The sequence below is a fragment of the Micromonospora sp. NPDC049139 genome, assembly GCF_055586845.1.
The window spans coordinates 390,062-406,213 of the sequence record NZ_JBVJHK010000002.1; the positions used below are offsets into that span (position 1 = coordinate 390,062).

13 protein-coding genes are annotated in these 16,152 nt (G+C 75.9%); 4 read left to right on the forward strand and 9 right to left on the reverse strand.

Annotation, left to right across the window (positions count from 1 at the left end; translation table 11 throughout):
- Positions 1 to 7: 7 nt before the first annotated feature.
- A complete protein-coding gene (locus tag ACZ6Q9_RS05360; RefSeq protein WP_393450760.1) occupies positions 8 to 3,388 on the reverse strand; it encodes a S8 family serine peptidase in 3,381 nt (1,126 codons plus the stop codon).
- 97 nt (positions 3,389 to 3,485) lie between these two features.
- On the opposite strand from ACZ6Q9_RS05360, the gene ACZ6Q9_RS05365 reads away from it, so the two are divergent.
- Both ACZ6Q9_RS05365 and ACZ6Q9_RS05370 read left to right on the forward strand, forming a co-directional pair.
- The gene (locus tag ACZ6Q9_RS05365; protein ID WP_393261339.1) at positions 3,486 to 4,043 is read left to right on the forward strand and encodes a sugar O-acetyltransferase; all 558 of its coding nucleotides are present in this window, start codon (positions 3,486 to 3,488) and stop codon (positions 4,041 to 4,043) included.
- Between the two features lie 102 nt (positions 4,044 to 4,145).
- Positions 4,146 to 6,773 (forward strand): hypothetical protein, encoded by a 2,628-nt coding sequence (locus ACZ6Q9_RS05370; RefSeq protein WP_393450757.1) that lies wholly within the window; start codon positions 4,146 to 4,148, stop codon positions 6,771 to 6,773.
- A 31-nt stretch (positions 6,774 to 6,804) separates the two neighbouring features.
- Here the strand turns inward: ACZ6Q9_RS05370 and ACZ6Q9_RS05375 are convergent, their stop codons facing one another.
- From ACZ6Q9_RS05375 to fdxA, 5 genes are all read right to left on the reverse strand, one after another.
- Positions 6,805 to 7,452 carry a nucleoside/nucleotide kinase family protein gene (locus ACZ6Q9_RS05375; RefSeq protein ID WP_393261344.1) on the reverse strand — a complete coding sequence of 216 codons (648 nt, stop codon included), beginning with the start codon at positions 7,450 to 7,452 and terminating at the stop codon, positions 6,805 to 6,807.
- Entirely contained in the window at positions 7,452 to 8,099 is a 648-nt protein-coding gene (locus ACZ6Q9_RS05380) for an SIMPL domain-containing protein (RefSeq protein WP_393261346.1), read from the reverse strand. Before ACZ6Q9_RS05380 ends, ACZ6Q9_RS05375 begins: the two co-directional genes overlap by 1 nt.
- A gap of 141 nt (positions 8,100 to 8,240) precedes the next feature.
- The gene (locus tag ACZ6Q9_RS05385; RefSeq protein WP_393450754.1) at positions 8,241 to 9,266 is read right to left on the reverse strand and encodes a prephenate dehydrogenase; all 1,026 of its coding nucleotides are present in this window, start codon (positions 9,264 to 9,266) and stop codon (positions 8,241 to 8,243) included.
- 49 nt (positions 9,267 to 9,315) lie between these two features.
- The gene (dapC, locus tag ACZ6Q9_RS05390; protein WP_393451441.1) at positions 9,316 to 10,422 is read right to left on the reverse strand and encodes a succinyldiaminopimelate transaminase; all 1,107 of its coding nucleotides are present in this window, start codon (positions 10,420 to 10,422) and stop codon (positions 9,316 to 9,318) included.
- Positions 10,419 to 10,745, reverse strand: coding sequence for a ferredoxin (gene fdxA, locus ACZ6Q9_RS05395; protein WP_089005361.1), 327 nt, complete (start codon positions 10,743 to 10,745; stop codon positions 10,419 to 10,421). The genes dapC and fdxA overlap by 4 nt, the downstream gene beginning before the upstream one ends.
- Before the next feature lie 79 nt (positions 10,746 to 10,824).
- Between fdxA and ACZ6Q9_RS05400 the strand changes: the two genes are divergently transcribed.
- Positions 10,825 to 11,775 (forward strand): GNAT family N-acetyltransferase, encoded by a 951-nt coding sequence (locus tag ACZ6Q9_RS05400; protein ID WP_393450751.1) that lies wholly within the window; start codon positions 10,825 to 10,827, stop codon positions 11,773 to 11,775.
- A gap of 183 nt (positions 11,776 to 11,958) precedes the next feature.
- On the opposite strand, the gene ACZ6Q9_RS05405 is transcribed toward ACZ6Q9_RS05400, so the two are convergent.
- The 3 genes from ACZ6Q9_RS05405 to mshB form a co-directional block, all read right to left on the reverse strand.
- Positions 11,959 to 12,426 carry a hypothetical protein gene (locus tag ACZ6Q9_RS05405; RefSeq protein ID WP_393450748.1) on the reverse strand — a complete coding sequence of 156 codons (468 nt, stop codon included), beginning with the start codon at positions 12,424 to 12,426 and terminating at the stop codon, positions 11,959 to 11,961.
- Positions 12,427 to 12,504: 78 nt separating this feature from the next.
- Positions 12,505 to 12,945 carry a hypothetical protein gene (locus tag ACZ6Q9_RS05410; protein ID WP_393261687.1) on the reverse strand — a complete coding sequence of 147 codons (441 nt, stop codon included), beginning with the start codon at positions 12,943 to 12,945 and terminating at the stop codon, positions 12,505 to 12,507.
- A 17-nt stretch (positions 12,946 to 12,962) separates the two neighbouring features.
- Positions 12,963 to 13,889 (reverse strand): N-acetyl-1-D-myo-inositol-2-amino-2-deoxy-alpha-D-glucopyranoside deacetylase, encoded by a 927-nt coding sequence (gene mshB / locus ACZ6Q9_RS05415; protein ID WP_393261356.1) that lies wholly within the window; start codon positions 13,887 to 13,889, stop codon positions 12,963 to 12,965.
- 86 nt (positions 13,890 to 13,975) lie between these two features.
- Between mshB and ACZ6Q9_RS05420 the strand changes: the two genes are divergently transcribed.
- A complete protein-coding gene (locus ACZ6Q9_RS05420; RefSeq protein ID WP_393450745.1) occupies positions 13,976 to 16,117 on the forward strand; it encodes a S9 family peptidase in 2,142 nt (713 codons plus the stop codon).
- The last annotated feature ends 35 nt before the right edge of the window (positions 16,118 to 16,152 follow it).

A 16,152-nucleotide genomic window follows, 5' to 3' on the forward strand; every position in this document is an offset into this window, starting at 1 on the left:
GTACGCCTCACCGCAGGCGGTACGCCTGGATGACGCGCTGGGTGACCGTGTTGCCGGCGGTGTCCCGGGCGGTGGCCCGCAGCGAGACGTGTCCGGCGCCGACCGGGTGCTCGACGATGGCCGTCCAGCCGTCCCCGCCGGGCCGGACCCGGGCCGGCTGCCAGGTCTTCCCGCCGTCGTAGGAGACGTCGACGGTCAACGCGGCCACCCGGGCCGACGGTGCGCCCGGCTGCCGCTGCACAAGCACCGGGATGGCGAAGGTGCGCCCGGCCGGGGCCGCGTGGTCCTGGTCGAGCCGGGGCGCGAAGCGGATCGCCGACACCGGCAGTGCGGCCGGGTCGTCCCCGGCGACGTGCCGGGACCGGAACGTCCACGTCGCCGCGACCTCGGTGGCGAGGTCGGTGAAGCTCCGCTTCGACAGCACCTCCAGCCGGTAGTCCGCCGCGCCGGGCGGCACCTCGAACCGGCCGTACGCCGGTTCCGGGGTCTCCCCGACCAGCTCGCCGTCGCGGTAGAGGGCGGTGCGGGCGGTGTCGGCGACGGAGCCGCCGGGGTGCCCCTCGGCGTCACCGTGCAACGGTACGCCGACCTCGATGTGGTCGCCCTGGCGGGTGATCGCGGCCCCCGGGAGGGACGGCCCGTACGGCGCGCCGTTCCAGCTCTCCCGGTAGTGCCGGCCGGCCCGCAGGCTCCGCTCCTCGGAGACGAGCACGGCCTTGACGTCGGTCCAGCCGTCCTCGGTCGGCACCCCGAAGTTCAGCTCGGAGGACCAGCGCACGCCCCGCGTGTTGTAGTGCTCGACCCGCTGCCCCGGCGTCGCGGTGGGCAGGACGACCGCCCAGCCGCCGACGTCGGGCTCCAGGTGCGGGAAGACCATCCGCTCGGTCACCAGCCCGGACGGTGCGGCCCGGAACCGGTGGGTGACGGTCGCCAGGTCCTTCGCCCGATAGTCCCGGACGAAGCCGGTCGGCATCCGGCCGGGCGTCGCCTCGCTGAGGGCGTAGAGGTAGGGGCTGCTGGCGGCCTCCCGGTCGGCCCACTGGCTGCTGATCGTGGCGACGAAGCGCTCCCCGGACACCGACCGGCCGAGACCGGCGCTGAAGAGACCGTCGAAGTCGGAGGCCAGCAGGCCGAAGCCGTAGCTGCCCTCGTCGAGGAGGAAGTTCGCGCCGGTGTCGACCAGCACCGGGGTGGCCGCGCCCTGCGGGACGCTCATCCGGACCGGCCTGCCCTGCCGGGCGTCCACGGTGACCCGGGTGTCCCCGGCGACCACCAGCTCCGGCTGGACGATCTGCGTGACCCCGGCGAACTGCTCGCCGTCCAGCTCGAACACGAGGCTGTTCAGGCCGTACCGGCCCTTCGGCAGCCGCAGCTCGGCGGTGCCGTCCGGGTCGTACACGTCGTACGTGGCGAATCCGTCCAGCGAGACCAGCGTGGTGCCGTGCTCGCCGACGGCCGCGCCGTCCCGGCCCAGGTGGCGGACCGTCACGTTGTAGCTCTCCACCTCCCGGTGCACGGCCAGCGGGGTGACCGCCACCGTGTCGCCGGAGCGGGCGACGACCCGGCCGGTGTAGTGGCCGTCCGGCCCGTCGACCCGGGTGTCGGCGGTGACGGTGGCGCTCGCCGTGCCGCCGGCCGGCACGCTGACCCGCTCGGCGTCGAGCGCGAACATGCCGGCCGGGGCCGGCTCGCCGTCCGGGCGGCTCACCTCGACGGCCAGGTCCAGGGTGACCGCGGCCGGGCCGTCGTTGCGCCAGGTCACCGTGCGGGTGATCGGGGTGTCGTCGTGGTGGGGCCAGAGCGCCCGGCCGAAGGAGACGCTCGGCGGGTCGCTGGTCACCGTCTGGCCGATCGCGCGGGCCACGTCGACCCGCCCGGCCCCCTGCTGGTACGCGGTCAGCTCCGGGCGGGGTTTCGCCGAGGCCATCAGGGTGGCCTTGAGCCGGCCGGCGGTCCAGTCGGTGTGCTGCTGGGCCAGCAGCGCCACCGCGCCGGTGACGTGCGGGGCGGCCATCGACGTGCCGGACAGGGCGACGTACCCGTCCCCGGCCGGCTCGCCGATCACCCCGTCCCGGCTGCGCGCCGCGACGATCCCCACGCCGGGGGCGGTGAGGTCCGGCTTGAGCCCGTCGTCGCCGACCCGGGGGCCACGGCTGGAGAAGTTGGCGAGGCTGTCGTCCCGTTCGACGGCACCCACCGAGAGGGCGGCGTCGGCGGTGCTGGGGGAACTGACCGGGGCGAAGGTGCCGTCGTTGCCGGCGCTGATCACGAAGAGGGCGCCGGTCTGCGCGGTGAGCGCGTTGACGGCCTCCTCCAGCGGGTCGATCTCCGGGGTGTCGAAGCCACCGAGACTCAGGTTGACCACGTCGGCCCGCTGCTCGACCGTGGCCCACTGCATGCCGGCGAGGATCGCCGACTCGGGGCAGCCGTACGTCTCGCAGACCTTGCCGTCGAGCAGCGTCGCGTCGGGGGCCACGCCCCGGTGCCGGCCACCGGAGGCGGCGCCGCTGCCGGCGATGATCGAGGCGACGTGGGTGCCGTGCCCGACCACGTCGCCGGACGCGGCCTCCTCGGTGAAGTTGTGCGCCTGCGCCACCCGGCCGGCCAGGTCCGGGTGGGTGGCGTCCAGCCCGGTGTCCAGCACCGCCACCCGCACGCCCCGGCCGGTGAGACCGGCCTGGTGGGCGGCCGGCGCGCCGATCTGCGGCACGCTGCGGTCGAGGGTGATCCGCCGCCGGCCGTCGAGCCAGATCCGGTCGACACCCCCCGCCGCGCCGACCCGAGCCCCGGCGGCGGTGACCGCCGCCCACACCTGGCCGGCCCGGTCCTTGGCCGCCGTCGCGGCGACCCCGCGGACGGCGGGCAACTCGCGGGTGACGGTCACCCCGGCCGGCGCCGCCACACGCCGGGCGGCGCCCGACCCGCCGGTGATCAGCACCGGCAGGTCGTCGCGGCGGGCGTCGTCGTAGCCGGCCTCGATCAGCCCGGTGACGTCGAACAGCCGCCGGTCGACCCGCCCCGCCTGGATCGGCGCCACCGCGTCCTGCGGCACGACGCTGAGCCGGCCCTGCTCGCGGCGGGTCAGGAAGCGGATCCTCTCGCGCCCCGGCCCGGGACGCACGCTCGCCCCGGCGCCGGTCACGGTGACCCGGTCCCCGGTGATCAGGGTGACGGTGGTGGGACGGCTGCCCGGCTGCGGCGCCGGGGCTGCGGCACCGGGGCCGGCGGTCGGGTCAGGACGGGCGGCGGGGCCGACGGGCGCCTGGGCCACGGCCATTCCCGGAGTGCCGAGCACCAGGCCGAGCACGAGACCGAGACCGGCCAGTTTTCTTGTTCGCTGCAACGGATCCTCCTCGTCGGGCGTTACTACCTGTGGAGAGACGCGCATTGACGGTCATCATATTTACATACCGGGTATGCAAAATGAAGACGCGAAGATGACGAACCAACCAACGGACGTGCCCGCCCTCCGGGAAGATCGACCGGTGACCTCCATGAAGGAACGCATGCTGGCCGGCGAGCCGTACATCGCCAACGAGCCGGAGATCGTCGCCGACCTGGACCGCGCCGCGCGGCTGATGGAACGCTTCAACACCAGTCCCGCAGCCGACCCCGAGGGCCGGCTCGCGGCCCTGCGCGACCTGCTCGGCGAGGTGGGCGAGGAGGCCTGGGTGCGGCCACCCTTCCACTGCGACTACGGCTGGCAGATCCGGATCGGGCCGCGCAGCTTCGTCAACTTCAACGCGGTCTTCCTCGACGTCGCCCCGATCACCATCGGCGCCGACGTCCAGATCGGACCGAACGTGCAACTGCTCACCCCCACCCACCCCGTCGAGCCCGGGCCGCGCCGCGACAAGTGGGAGGCGGCCAAGCCGATCACCATCGGCGACAACGTCTGGCTCGGCGGCGGCGCGATCGTGCTCGCCGGTGTCACCGTCGGGGAGAACACCGTCGTCGGCGCGGGTGCCGTCGTGACGAAGGACCTGCCGGCCAACGTCGTCGCGTTGGGTAATCCGGCTCGCGTCGTACGCCAGCTCGACTGACCCCCGATCAAGCCCACCACCTGCACAAACGTCCATCCGCGACTGGCGCGGACAACCCGTCCACGGCACTGTGGGTGGTGACGTCGTCACCAGGAGGCGGGGATGATCGGTCGGGTGCTCGAACTGCGCGTGCACGGGGTCTCCAACACGCCCCCGGGCCAGATCCTCGGCCTGCGGCCCGCGCCGGGGGCCGACCCGCCCCCGCCGTGGCGCGTCGCGGGCGACCCGGTCACCGGCTTCTACCGCTCCCCCGCCGCCGGGCCGGACGACCCGATCGTCGTCGAGGCGTACAGCTGGGGGCAGTTGACCTCCGGCGGGCGGACCGCGCGTGACGTGGAACGGGCGCTGTGGACGCTGCTGCTGCCCTTCACCCTGGCCAACGTCGCGCTGCACGCCCGGCCGGGCATCCCGGCGGACCCGGACGACGAACGCCCGGCCGGCAGGTCGGGGGTCACCGCCTGGTTGATCCGGCTGTTCTGCCTGAGCCTCACCGGCACGCTCGCGCTCACCTTCACCGGTGTCGGCGTCGACCTCGTGGGCTGGCAGTGCGTCGATGAGGACTGCCTGCGCCGGATCCCCGGCCCCTGGGAGTTCCTCGGGCAGGGCTGGTGGAGCGAGGACGCGCGGCCCCTCGCCGTCGGCCTGCTCGCACCGCTCGGCGTGCTGGCCCTGCTCGGGCTGGTGAGCTGGCGGACCTACCAGTACGAGGCGCAGATGCCGGCCGAGCCGGTCCCCCTCACCGGCGCCCGGCCGCCCGACGGGACCCCGACGGGCGAGCCCGGGCAGCCCGTGCCGGAGCCACCGGCGCCCGAGCCGCCACCCGGCCCGCTGGGCAACCCGCTCCAGCACCCCACCTTCTGGGACGGGGAGGGGCAGCTCCGCCGCGCGGCCGTGCTGCACCTCTGCACCGGCGCCGTCGTGGCCGCCGCCGTACCGCTCGGCGCGGTCCTCGCGATGGACCCGCCCCACGGCGCCCGGGCCGCCGTCGCCTGGCCCACCGTGGCCGCGCTCGCCGCCGCCGTGCTGATCGCGGTCGTGGCGCTCGCGCGGCCCTGGCTGACCCGGCGCGCCGGCCGCACCCCGCTCGGCCGCTGGAGCGTGGCGGTCGCCGTGCTCACCGGCGCCGGGCTGGCGGGCACCCTGCTGATCCTGCTGCTGCCCGACGGGCCCGCGGGCACCCCGCTGGCCGACCTGCGCCAGGTGCCCGGCTGCGGCCGGCAGCCCGCCGCGCCACCGTGCCCGGCCGACCGGTCGCTGCCCGGCGTCGACCGGGTCGTCGCCTGGCTCGGCACCGGGCAACTGCTGCTGCTGATCGCGATCGGGTCGGTGAGCCGGTCGGGGCGGCGGGCACTCGCCGCGCCGGCGGCGGCCGCCCTGCTGCTCGCCCTCGGCGTCGCCTGGATCGCGGGCCGACTGCCCGGGATCCCGCCCGCGCCTCCGCCGTTGGAGGTCTGGATGCTCGCCGTCGGGGTCGTCGCGCTCGCCGCGACCGGCCTGCTGCTGCCGCGCGTGCCGACGCCGGCCGAGCGGCAGCCGCCGGAGCCCCACACCGACCTGGCCTGGGGCGGCCGGGCCCCGGCGCTCATCGCCGGCTTCGGCTGGGTGCTTTGCGTCTCCTACTGCGCCGGCCTGCTCTACTGGGTCACCGGCCGGCTCGGCGGCGGCGCGACGGCCGACGCGGTCTCCCCCGTGACGCCCCCGGTCCCGGTGACCTGGGCCGGGCTCGCGTTCGCCGTCGCCCTGCTCACGCTCGTCGCCACGGCCGCCCGGGCCGGCCTGATCTTCCTCCGCCTGCGCCGCCACGAGTACGCGGAGCTGGTGCCCGCCGGTCACCGGCTCTCCGGCCACGACCTGCGGCGCTGCCGGCAGGCGAGCGCCTGGCGGGCGCTGCACCGCCTGGTCGGCGAGCACGCGGTGCGACTGGTCGGCCGCTACGCCGCCGCGTCCGGGGTGCTGGTCACCCTCGGCTACGCCGCCGCGCTCTCCGGCGGCCGGCCCCACCCCACGGCGGCGACCGGCGGCGCCGCCGTGGTCGAGTGGATCTCCGGCGTGGGCGACCGGATGCTCGGCTGGCTGCCGGTGCTCGTCGGCGCGGTGGGTCTGCTGGTCTACCGGAACGACCTCGTCCGCCGCTCGGTCGGCGTGCTCTGGGACGTCGGCACCTTCTGGCCCCGGGCCGCGCACCCGCTCGCCCCGCCCAGCTACGCCGAGCGGGCCGTGCCCGAGTTGCAGACCCGTACGGCCGGGCTGCTGGCGCTGGACGAGCACGACCCCCGGGCCGTGGACGGGATCATCCTCTCCGGGCACAGCCAGGGCACGGTGATCTGCGCCGCGGTGATCCTCCAGCTTCCCGCCCGGTCGCGGCGGCGGATCTGGTACTTCTCCTACGGCTGCCAGCTCACCCGGCTCTACGGGCGCGTCTTCCCGGCGTACTTCGGGCCCGACCGGCTGCCGGTGCTGGCCGACGCGCTCACGCCGCCCGGTGGGCGCAGCCGCTGGACCAACTTCTGGCGGGCCACCGACCCCCTCGGCTGGCAGGTGACGGCGGGGGAACGCGAGGTCGCCGTACGCGACCCGGAGGCGCTGCACCCCAGCGACGGGGAGGTGGCCGACCCGCCGATCCGCAACCACAGCGGCTATCCGGAGGCGGCCGAGTTCCAGCGGGAGCGCTCGCGGGTGGCGCGGCTGCTGCGGCGGGGCGTGCCAGCGCCCCGGCGCGGCGCCGGCTGACCCCGGCCGGTGGCGGTGGGCGGGGCGCGGGTCAGGCCGGCGGCGGCTCGTCGAGCCGGACGACCAGGTCGGCGGCGTGCGCGGTGCCCGCCACCAGGGCGGCGTTGGCCTCGTCGCTGCCCGTCGCCCACGCCCGGGCCTGCTCCGCCGACCGCCCGTACGCCTGGTGCCGGGCCGTCAGCCGGCGCAGCCGCAGCTCGACGTCCAGGTCGAGGAACCACGCCTCGTGCAGCAACGACCGCACCTCGTCCCAGGGCGGCGCGCCCAGCAGCAGGTAGTTGCCCTCGGTGACCACCAGCCGCACCGACGGCGGCACCTCGATCGCCCCGGCCACCGGCTCCTCCAGGTCCCGCCGGAACGCCGGCGCGTAGACGGCGGTCGGCTCCAGCCGGCGCAGTCGCCGCAGCATCGAGACATAGCCGTTGGCGTCGAACGTGTCGACGGCGCCCTTGCGCTCGGCCCGGCCCAACCGGTGCAGCTCGGCCTGGGCCAGGTGGAAGCCGTCCATCGGCACCAGCCGGGCGGCGGGGCCGACCGCCTCGACGATCCGCTCCGCCAGCGTGGACTTGCCCGCGCCGGGCGCCCCGGCGATGCCGAGCAGCTGACGCGGGCCGGCGTCGGCGAGGGCGCGCGCCCGCGCGACCAACTCGTCGACCCCGACGACCCGGGCGGCCGTCATCAGCCGAGAACCGGCTCGCTGATCGCGAACCGCGCCTGCACCGCCGCCTGCGCGGTCTGCGGCTGCGGGTCGAGCTCCAGCTCCGGCGGCCCGCCCTCGACGCCGCCGCCCATCCCGTACGCCATCCGGCTCATCATGGGCCGCTCCGCCGCGCCCACGTCAGCCAGCTCGATCAGGGCGGTCACCCGGGCGCCGAGCGCCTCCGCGTATTCGCGGGCGCGCAACAGCGCGTCGGCGATCGCGGCGTGCCGGGCCTCCCGGTGGGCCGGGCTGTCCGGCCGCAGCGACCACCACGGCCCGGCCACCTCGACCTGGTCCTGGTCGGCCAGGCGCAGCATCAGGTCGCCGAGCGCGGTGAAGTCGCTGACCGTCACGGTGGTCGCCACGCTGCCGTGGTACGCGACCACGCGCTCGCCGGAGCGCCGGGTCTCCGGCCGGACCCGCAGCTCGCCGGTCTCCCGCCGGTCGATCGCGGGGCCGTAGCCGTCGAGCAGCACCCGGACGGCGGCGGCCCGCTCGGCCAGTCGGGTCAGGGTGGCCTCCCGGTCCCGGTCGCGGGCCGTGGCGGTCACCGTGAACCGGGCGATCTCGGGAGGGACCTCCCGGTACGCCTCGCCGCGCACCGCCACCACCGGCCCGTCCACCATGCCCTCACCCTAACCGCGCTCCCGCCCGCCCGCCCGCCACGCGCGGGAAGCGACGCGCGCGACGACCGGCCGACGTGCCGCGGCGCGCCGACCGTCCTCGGCGCCGGTTCGCGGGTGCAGGAGACCCTGCGGGCCGCCCGGTCAGGCGGGGTCGGCGGATGCCGGGAGGTGGCCGGTGTAGGCGACGGTGCCGGGGCCGACGCGGCAGCCGGTGAGGTGCCCGCCCGCCTCGCCCAGCGCCAGCAGGTACGCGAGCTCGTCGGCGTGGTCCCCGCTCGTCGGGAACTCCCGCCGGGACGCGTGCAGGTCCCGGTCGAGCAGGGCCGTCCGCAGGTCGCGGGCCTGCCGGTAGCCCTCGACGAGCGCGTCCAGGTCGTCGCCGACCAATGCCGCCGACAACTCGTCCAGGTAGGCGCGCACCCGGTCGAGCTGCCGGACGACCTGCTCGCGGTTGTGGAACAACATGTCCGCGGTCCGCTTCGCGGGCGTACCGGCGATCCGGGTGCCGTCCCGGAAGCTGCCCGCGGCGAGCCCGAGCACGGCGTCCCGGACGTCCGACCGGGCCACCGCCCCGGCGAGGCTGCCGGCCAGCAGGTGGGGGACGTGGGACGACAGGGCCACCACCGCGTCGTGCACGGATGGGGACATCGGCACCACCCGGGCCGCGAAGACGTCCACGACGAGGCCGGCCAGGAGCCGGAACGCGTCGATGCCCTCCGGCTCCGGGCAGAGCACCCAGGCCGCCCCCTCGAACAGCGCCGGCACGGCGGCGGTCAGCCCGAACCGCTCCGTGCCGGCCATCGGGTGCCCGGGGACGAACCGGCCGGTCAGGCCGCGCTCGACGGCGAAGGCCGCCAACCCGCCCTTGGTGCTGCCCACGTCGGTGACCACGCAGCCCTCGGGCGTGTGGGCGGCGACGGTGACCAGGGCGTCCGGCAGGGTCGGCAGCGGCCCGCAGAGGAACACCAGGTCACGGTCGCGCACCGCCTCGACCAGTTCGTCGGGGAAGGCGATCCCCCGCCGGCGCCCCTCCGCCCGGGTGGCCTCGTCGGGATCCCAGCCGGCGACGTCCACGCCCGCCTCGTGCAGCCGCACCAGGATCGACCCGCCGATGAGGCCGGTGCCCACCACGGCGGCCCGCAACGGCCCGCCGGGTCTCTCACGCATCAGGCACCTCGGCGTTTCGGTCGGTACATGTCGAGGACGCCGGCCGTGCTCAGCCGCGCAGCCGGCCGGCGACCGCCGCCACGTGCGCGTCGGACGCGGTCAGCGCCACCCGGACGTGCTGCCGGCCGGCCGGGCCGTAGAGGGTGCCGGCGGCGGCCAGGATGCCCCGGCGGGCCAGCCAGTCGACCGTCTCCCAGCCGTCCTCACCCCGGGTCAGCCAGAGGTAGAGGCCCGCCTCGGAGTGCTCGACGGTGAAGCCGGCCCCGGTGAACGCGGCGTGCAGGATCTCCCGCCGGGCCCGGTAGCGCTCCCGCTGCTCGTCGGCGTGCCGCTCGTCGCGCAGCGCGGCCACCATCGCGGCCTGCACGGGCGCGGGCACGATCATGCCGGCGTGCTTGCGGACCTTGAGCAGTTCCGCCACGAGCGCCGGGTCACCGGCGACGAACCCGGCCCGGTAGCCGGCCAGGTTGGACCGCTTGGAGAGCGAGTGCACCGCCAGCACGCCGTCGTACGACCCGCCGCAGACCTCGGGCGAGAGCACCGAGACCGGCTCGGCGGACCAGCCCAGGGGCAGGTAGCACTCGTCGCTGGCGACCACCGCGCCGCGCTCCCGGGCCCAGTCGACCACCTTGCGCAGGTGGGCCGCCGGCAGTACCCGCCCGGTCGGGTTGCCCGGCGAGTTGACCCAGACCAGGCGCACCCGGGGGGTCGGGCCGACCGCGGTCAGCGAGTCGGCGCGCACGACGGTGGCCCCGACGAGCCGGGCGCCGTCCTCGTACGTCGGGTAGGCGACCGACGGCACCACGACGACGTCACCGGGGCCCACCCCGAGCAGGGTGGGCAGCCAGGCGACGAGTTCCTTGGTGCCGATCGTCGGCAGCACGCCGAGGCCGTCGACGCCCGCCCCGCAGGCCCGCGCGACCCACGCGGCGATCGCCTCGCGCAGCGCCGGCGTGCCGGCGGTCAGCGGGTAGCCCGGGGCGTCCGCCGCCTCGGCGAGCGCCCGCCGGATCACCTCGGGCACCGGATCGACCGGCGTGCCCATGGAGAGGTTGATCAGGCCCTCCGGGTGCGCCGCGGCCAGCGCGGCCGCGGCGTCCAGGGTGTCCCAGGTGAACTCGGGCAGCCGCGACGAGACCGGCACGGGACGGTTCAGTGTCCCTCGCCGCGCGGCGGCTGCGCGGCGACGAAGGACGCGTCCTTCTCCACCTTGCCGATCTTCGAGGCGCCACCGGGCGAGCCCAGGTCCTCGAAGAACTCGTAGTTGGCGCCGGTGTAGTCCTTCCACTGCTCCGGGACGTCGTCCTCGTAGAAGATCGCCTCGACCGGGCAGACGGGCTCACAGGCACCACAGTCGACGCACTCGTCGGGGTGGATGTAGAGCATCCGGTTGCCCTCGTAAATGCAGTCGACCGGGCACTCCTCGATGCATGCCTTGTCGAGCACATCCACGCACGGCTCGGCGATGATGTAGGTCACCGGTCTTCTCCTCCGCAAGACACGCCGCGATCACCCGCGACGGTAAGAGCCTAGTATCTCGCCGGGGAGGGGGTCGATCGTGCTCCGACAGCAGGATGTGGGACACCGGATCGTGGTTCGCCGGATTGTGGGGATTCGCGAAGGCCGGCCCCTCTTCTCGGACGCCCTCGGCGAGCTGGTCGAGCTGAGCGAGACCCATCTCACTCTCGCCACCGCACAGGGCCGGCTCCGGGTCCCGGTGGCCGAGGTGCACCGGGCCAAGCGGGTGCCGCCGACCCGCCGGCCCACCGCCGCGGCCGTGGTCGAGCTGGAACTGGCCGCCGACGAGGCGTGGCCCGCCGCAGTCCGGGGTCGGCTCGGGGACTGGCTGCTGCGCGCGGCCGACGGCTGGACCGGCCGGGCCAACTCGGCGCTGCCGGTCGGCGACCCGGACCGGCCGCTGCCCGCCGCGCTCGACGCGGTGGAGCGCTGGTACGCCGACCTCGGCCAACCGGCGCTGGTCAACACCCCGCTGCCGCTCGCCGCCCCGGTCGGCGCCGAACTGGACGCGCGGGGCTGGGGCAGCGGCCCGCCCGTGCTGGTGCAGACCGTGCCCCTGGCGGGGCTGCCGCCGGCCGCCGCCGGGTCACCGCCGGTCGAGCTGGCCACCGCGCCGTCGGACGACTGGCTCGCCGTCGTCGCGGGCCGCAAGGGCGGCCTGCCGGACGCCGCCCGGCACGTGCTCACCGCCGTGGGCCAGGTCCGCTTCGCCCACGTGTACGCCGACGGCGCGCTGGTCGCCATCGGCCGCGGCACGGTCACCGGGTCGGGGCGCTGGCTCGGGCTCAGCCTGATCGAGGTGCGGCCCGAGGCGAGGCGGCAGGGCCTGGCGGGCCGGGTCATCCGCGCGCTCGCCGACTGGGGCGCCGCGACCGGCGCCTCGCGCGCCTTCCTCCAGGTCGAGCAGCGCAACACCCCGGCGGTGGCCCTCTACCGGGCTCTCGGCTTCACCACCCACCACACCTACCTGACCCGCACCGCCCCGCACTGACCGCGTCGCCTTCCGCCGCGTACGGGAGGCGCGCCCGGCATCCGGGCCGCGCCCTCTGGGCGGGGGCCCTGCCCCATCTGTGGGGCAGCTCGACAGGAGCCGCACAGGGCCATGCTGCCGCCACGAGCGCCAGGGCCGGTCCCGGCGCGGCCGGCGCGCGCCCGTGGACCGGAGCCGCGCGGGTCAGCGACGGACGACCTTGCGGGGCTTGGTGGCCTTCAGCTCGGCGTACCGCTTGAGGGACTGCGAGCGGTGGTCGAGGCCGAGCGCCGTGAGCAGCAGGTAGCCGAGCAGCACCCCGACGCCGGTGGCCGCGAGGTAGAGCCAGATCTGGGCGAAGAACGTGCCCGCGCCCCCGCCGAACGGGTTCTCCCCGACCAGCAGCGGCCCGACCAGCACCGTCAGCAGCAGCGCGACGCCGACCGCGGCGGCCATGTCGGACCCCCAGGCGGCGACCGGCCGACGCCTGCCCCAGAGGAAGGCGACCACGGCCAGCACCAGCCCGATCACCGCGAACATCCCGAGCGACACCCGGTCGGCGGCGGCGGTGTCGTCACCGTCGAAGCCGAACCGGATGACCAGCCGGGCGACCACGTTGACCCCGAACAGCGCGATCGCGAGTATCCCGATCGCGCGCCACCGCTCCCTCATCGCACGCCTCCCGCCGTACCGCCCGCCTCCGCGGCGGGCTTCCTGGCAGGAATGTCTACCACCGGATCCGGTGTCTCGTCAGTCCCCCGGACGGACGGGCGGCGGCGCCAGGACCTGCCGGAAGCCCATCACCGCGAAGGTCATCGCGCCGGCCACGATCATCGCCAGGCCGACCCAGTTGTCGCCGGCGACGAGCAGGTCCCCCTCGGTGGTGCGGACCGCCGCGACCGCCATCAGGACGAACCAGGGCAGCGCGGGCAGCGCCACCGCCCAGCGACGGCCGACCGCCTCGTGGGCGAACCAGCTCAGCGCGATGTTGGCGGCGACGGCGAGGACCACCGAGAGGCCGATCAGCTGCCCGCCGACCCGGAGCGTGGCGAGCAGCAGCTCCAGCACACCGGTCAGCACCCCGCCGAGGACGGCGACCAGCCCGCCGGCCACCCGCAGGGCCAGGTCGAGCAGCAGCCGGGACCGGCCGGGCGGCGGTGGCGGGGCGCTCTCCTCGGGGACGACCGACATCGGCGCGGCGGGCGGTGTCACCGGAGGCCGGCCGCCCCGACCGGGGACCGGTCCGGGCCGTCGGCGACATCGAGCCCGGCGAAGAGGTCGTCCTCCCAGCCGTACGGCCCGCTGCCCGGGCCCTTCCCGCCCACCGCGAGGGTGTAGTACTCCACGCCCATGAACTCGCTGCCGAAGTTGCCGGCGATCGAGTAGAGCCAGGAGGTGTCGGGGATCTGGGTGGCGTGCGCGCGCATCGCCGCCTCCTTGGCGGCATGCTGGTCGGTGGCGTCGATCCGCGCCGCGATCTGCGCGTCGGGCGTGCAGAACGGCAGCTCGGTGGCCTGGTCGATGCCGGCGAAGGGGTTGTCCGACGAGTCGGCGAAGTGCTCCATGCCGGCTTCCAGGACGCTCTGCGGCATGGCCGTCCAGTAGACCTTGGCCGGGGCGAGGCCCTCGGCGCGGGCCAGCTCGACGGCGCGCATCGTCACCCGGTGCGCCTGGATGTGGTCGGGGTGCCCGTAGAAGCCGTTGCCGTCGTACGTGACGACGACCTGCGGGCGTACCTCCCGCATGATCTCCACCAGGTGGCCGGCGGCCTCGTCGAGGTCGGCCTGCCAGAAGGCCCGGGGGTGCTCGTTGGTGGCGAGCCCCATCATGCCCGAGTCGCGGTAGCGGCCGGCGCCGCCGAGGAAGCGGTGGTCGGTGACGCCGAGCGCGGCGCACGCGGCGTTCAGCTCGGCGATCCGCCACCCGCCGAGCTGGTCGGCCTCGGCGGCGGCGAGCTGGGCCAGCGCCGGCACGTGGATCTCGCCCTCCTCGCCGAGCGTGCAGGTCACCAGGGTGACGTGGGCACCGGCGGCGGCGTAGTGCGCCATCGTCGAGCCGGTGCCGATGGACTCGTCGTCGGGGTGCGCGTGGACCAGCAGGAGGCGGCGGTCGGGCAGCGTCGTCACGGTGGTCACTCTATCCGGCGGTTCTCCTCCGCCGGCCGTGACGCGTCCACGCAGGTCGGCCACATCACCCCCGGCGCCGCTCTACGATCTGGCCTGTGGACTTTCCGGAGCTGGCCGCCCGCACCCGCCGGTTCAGCCGCGGAGCGCCGCGCGCGGTCGCCGTGGCCGACGACGGCTCCCGGGTGGTCTTCCTGCGCTCGGCCGGCCCGGAGGACCCGGCCGACGCGCTCTGGCTGCTGGACGTGGCGACCGGCGAGGAACGGCTGGTCGCCGACCCGGCGGCGCTGCTCGGGGCGGACGTCGACGTCGACGCGCTCAGCCCGGGCGAGCGCGCGCTGCGCGAGCGGCTGCGGCTGAGCGCCTCCGGCATCGGCTCGTACGCGCTGGACGCCGCCGGCCGGGTGGCGGTCTTCGCGCTGGCCGGGCGGCTGTTCCGGGCCGACCTGGTGCACGGTGACGTGGTCGAGGTGGCCACCGTCGGCCCGGTGCTCGACCCGCGGCCCGACCCGACCGGGCAGCGCCTGGCGTACGTGACCGACGCCGCCGAGGGGGTCCGCCGGGGTCAGCTGCGGGTGGTCGAGCACGACGGCACGGACACCCTGCTGGCCGGCGAGGACTCCGGGGTGACCTGGGGGTTGGCCGAGCACATCGCGGCCGAGGAGTTCGACCGGTTCCGCGGCTACTGGTGGGCGCCCGACGGGCGCTCCGTGCTGGCCGCCCGGGTGGACGAGTCCCGGCTGGACCGCTGGCACCTGCACGACCCGGCCGACCCGGCGAGCCCGCCGACCACGGTCGCGTACCCCCGGGCGGGCGGCCCGAACGCCGAGGTCAGCCTGCACCTGCTCGACCTCGACGACGGCTGGGTCGACGTGCACTGGGACCGGGAGACCTACCCGTACCTGACCGCGGTGCACTGGGCCGACGGCGGGCCGCTGATCACCGTGCTGCGCCGTTCCCAGCAGCACGGCCTGGTGCTCGCGGTCGACCCGCGTACCGGCGAGACGCAGGTGCACGCCGAGCTGGCCGACCCGCGCTGGGTGGAGCCGATCCCCGGCACCCCGGCGCACCTGCCGGACGGCCGGGTGCTGGTCGGCGGGGAACTGGCCCACGACGGGTACGACGCCCGCTGCCTCTTCGCCGACGGCACCCTGCTCACCCCGCCGTCGCTCTACGTGCGGCGGGTGGTGGGGCGGCTGCCCGGCGGCACCGGCCCGGCCGACCTGCTGGTGGAGGCGAGCGACGGGGAGCCGAGCGAGCGGCACCTGTTCCGGGTACGCACCACGATCGGCGGCGGCGTCGACGCCCGCCGGATCACCACCGACCCGGGCTGGCACACCGCCGCCGTCGGCGGGAACGTCCTGGTGGTGGGCAGCGCCTCGCTCGACCACCCGGGCACCCGGTGGACGGTGTGGCAGGGCGAGCGCGAGGTGGGCGTGCTGCGTTCGCTCGCCGCGACCCCGCCGTATTCTCCGCTGCCGCTGCTGGAGCGGGTCACCGACCGGCGGCTGCCGACGGCGGTGCTCTACCCGGACAACTACGTCACCGGGCGGCGGCTGCCGGTGCTGCTGGACGTCTACGGCGGGCCGGGGCACCAGGAGGTGCTGGCCGCCCGCTCGGCCTGGCTGGAGCGCCAGTGGTGGGCCGACGCCGGCTTCGCGGTGGTCACCGTCGACAACCGCGGCACCCCGGGCGTGGCCCCCTCCTTCGAGAAGGCGATCCACCGGCGGGTGGCCGACGTCGTGCTGCTCGACCAGGTGGACGCACTCACCGCGTTGGCTGGCAAGCACCCCGACCTCGATCTCGGCCGGGTGGCCGTGCGCGGCTGGTCGTTCGGCGGCTGGCTGGCGGGGCTGGCGGTGCTGCGGCACCCGGAGCTGTTCCGGTGCGGCATCGTCGGGGCGCCGGTCACCGACTGGGCGCTGTACGACACCGCGTACACGGAGCGCTACCTTGGCCTGCCGGACGACGGCACGGACATCTACGCGCACCACTCGCTGGTGGAGCTGGCCGGCGAGCCGGTGACCGATCCGGAGTCGGCCCGGCCGCTGCTGCTGGTGCACGGCCTGGTCGACGACAACGTGGTGGCCGCGCACACCCTGCGCCTTTCGGCGGCGCTGCTGGCGACCGGCCGGCCGCACTCGGTGCTCCCGCTGACCGGGGCCACCCACATGGCCGCCGGCGGCACCGCGGAACGCCTGCTCAGGCTGGAGCTGGACTTCGTCCGCCGGCACCTGTAAGGAAGGGCACCTTGTTAACGCCTGCGGTAGAGGAA

What these genes read in the sequence shown, in the direction of transcription:
- ACZ6Q9_RS05360 (WP_393450760.1), bottom strand. Translation starts at nt 3,388, where the DNA reads ATGCGCGTCTCTCCACAGGTAGTAACGCCCGACGAGGAGGATCCGTTG.
- ACZ6Q9_RS05370 (WP_393450757.1), top strand. Translation starts at nt 4,146, where the DNA reads ATGATCGGTCGGGTGCTCGAACTGCGCGTGCACGGGGTCTCCAACACG.
- ACZ6Q9_RS05375 (WP_393261344.1), bottom strand. Translation starts at nt 7,452, where the DNA reads ATGACGGCCGCCCGGGTCGTCGGGGTCGACGAGTTGGTCGCGCGGGCG.
- ACZ6Q9_RS05380 (WP_393261346.1), bottom strand. Translation starts at nt 8,099, where the DNA reads ATGGTGGACGGGCCGGTGGTGGCGGTGCGCGGCGAGGCGTACCGGGAG.
- ACZ6Q9_RS05385 (WP_393450754.1), bottom strand. Translation starts at nt 9,266, where the DNA reads ATGCGTGAGAGACCCGGCGGGCCGTTGCGGGCCGCCGTGGTGGGCACC.
- ACZ6Q9_RS05405 (WP_393450748.1), bottom strand. Translation starts at nt 12,426, where the DNA reads ATGAGGGAGCGGTGGCGCGCGATCGGGATACTCGCGATCGCGCTGTTC.
- ACZ6Q9_RS05410 (WP_393261687.1), bottom strand. Translation starts at nt 12,945, where the DNA reads ATGTCGGTCGTCCCCGAGGAGAGCGCCCCGCCACCGCCGCCCGGCCGG.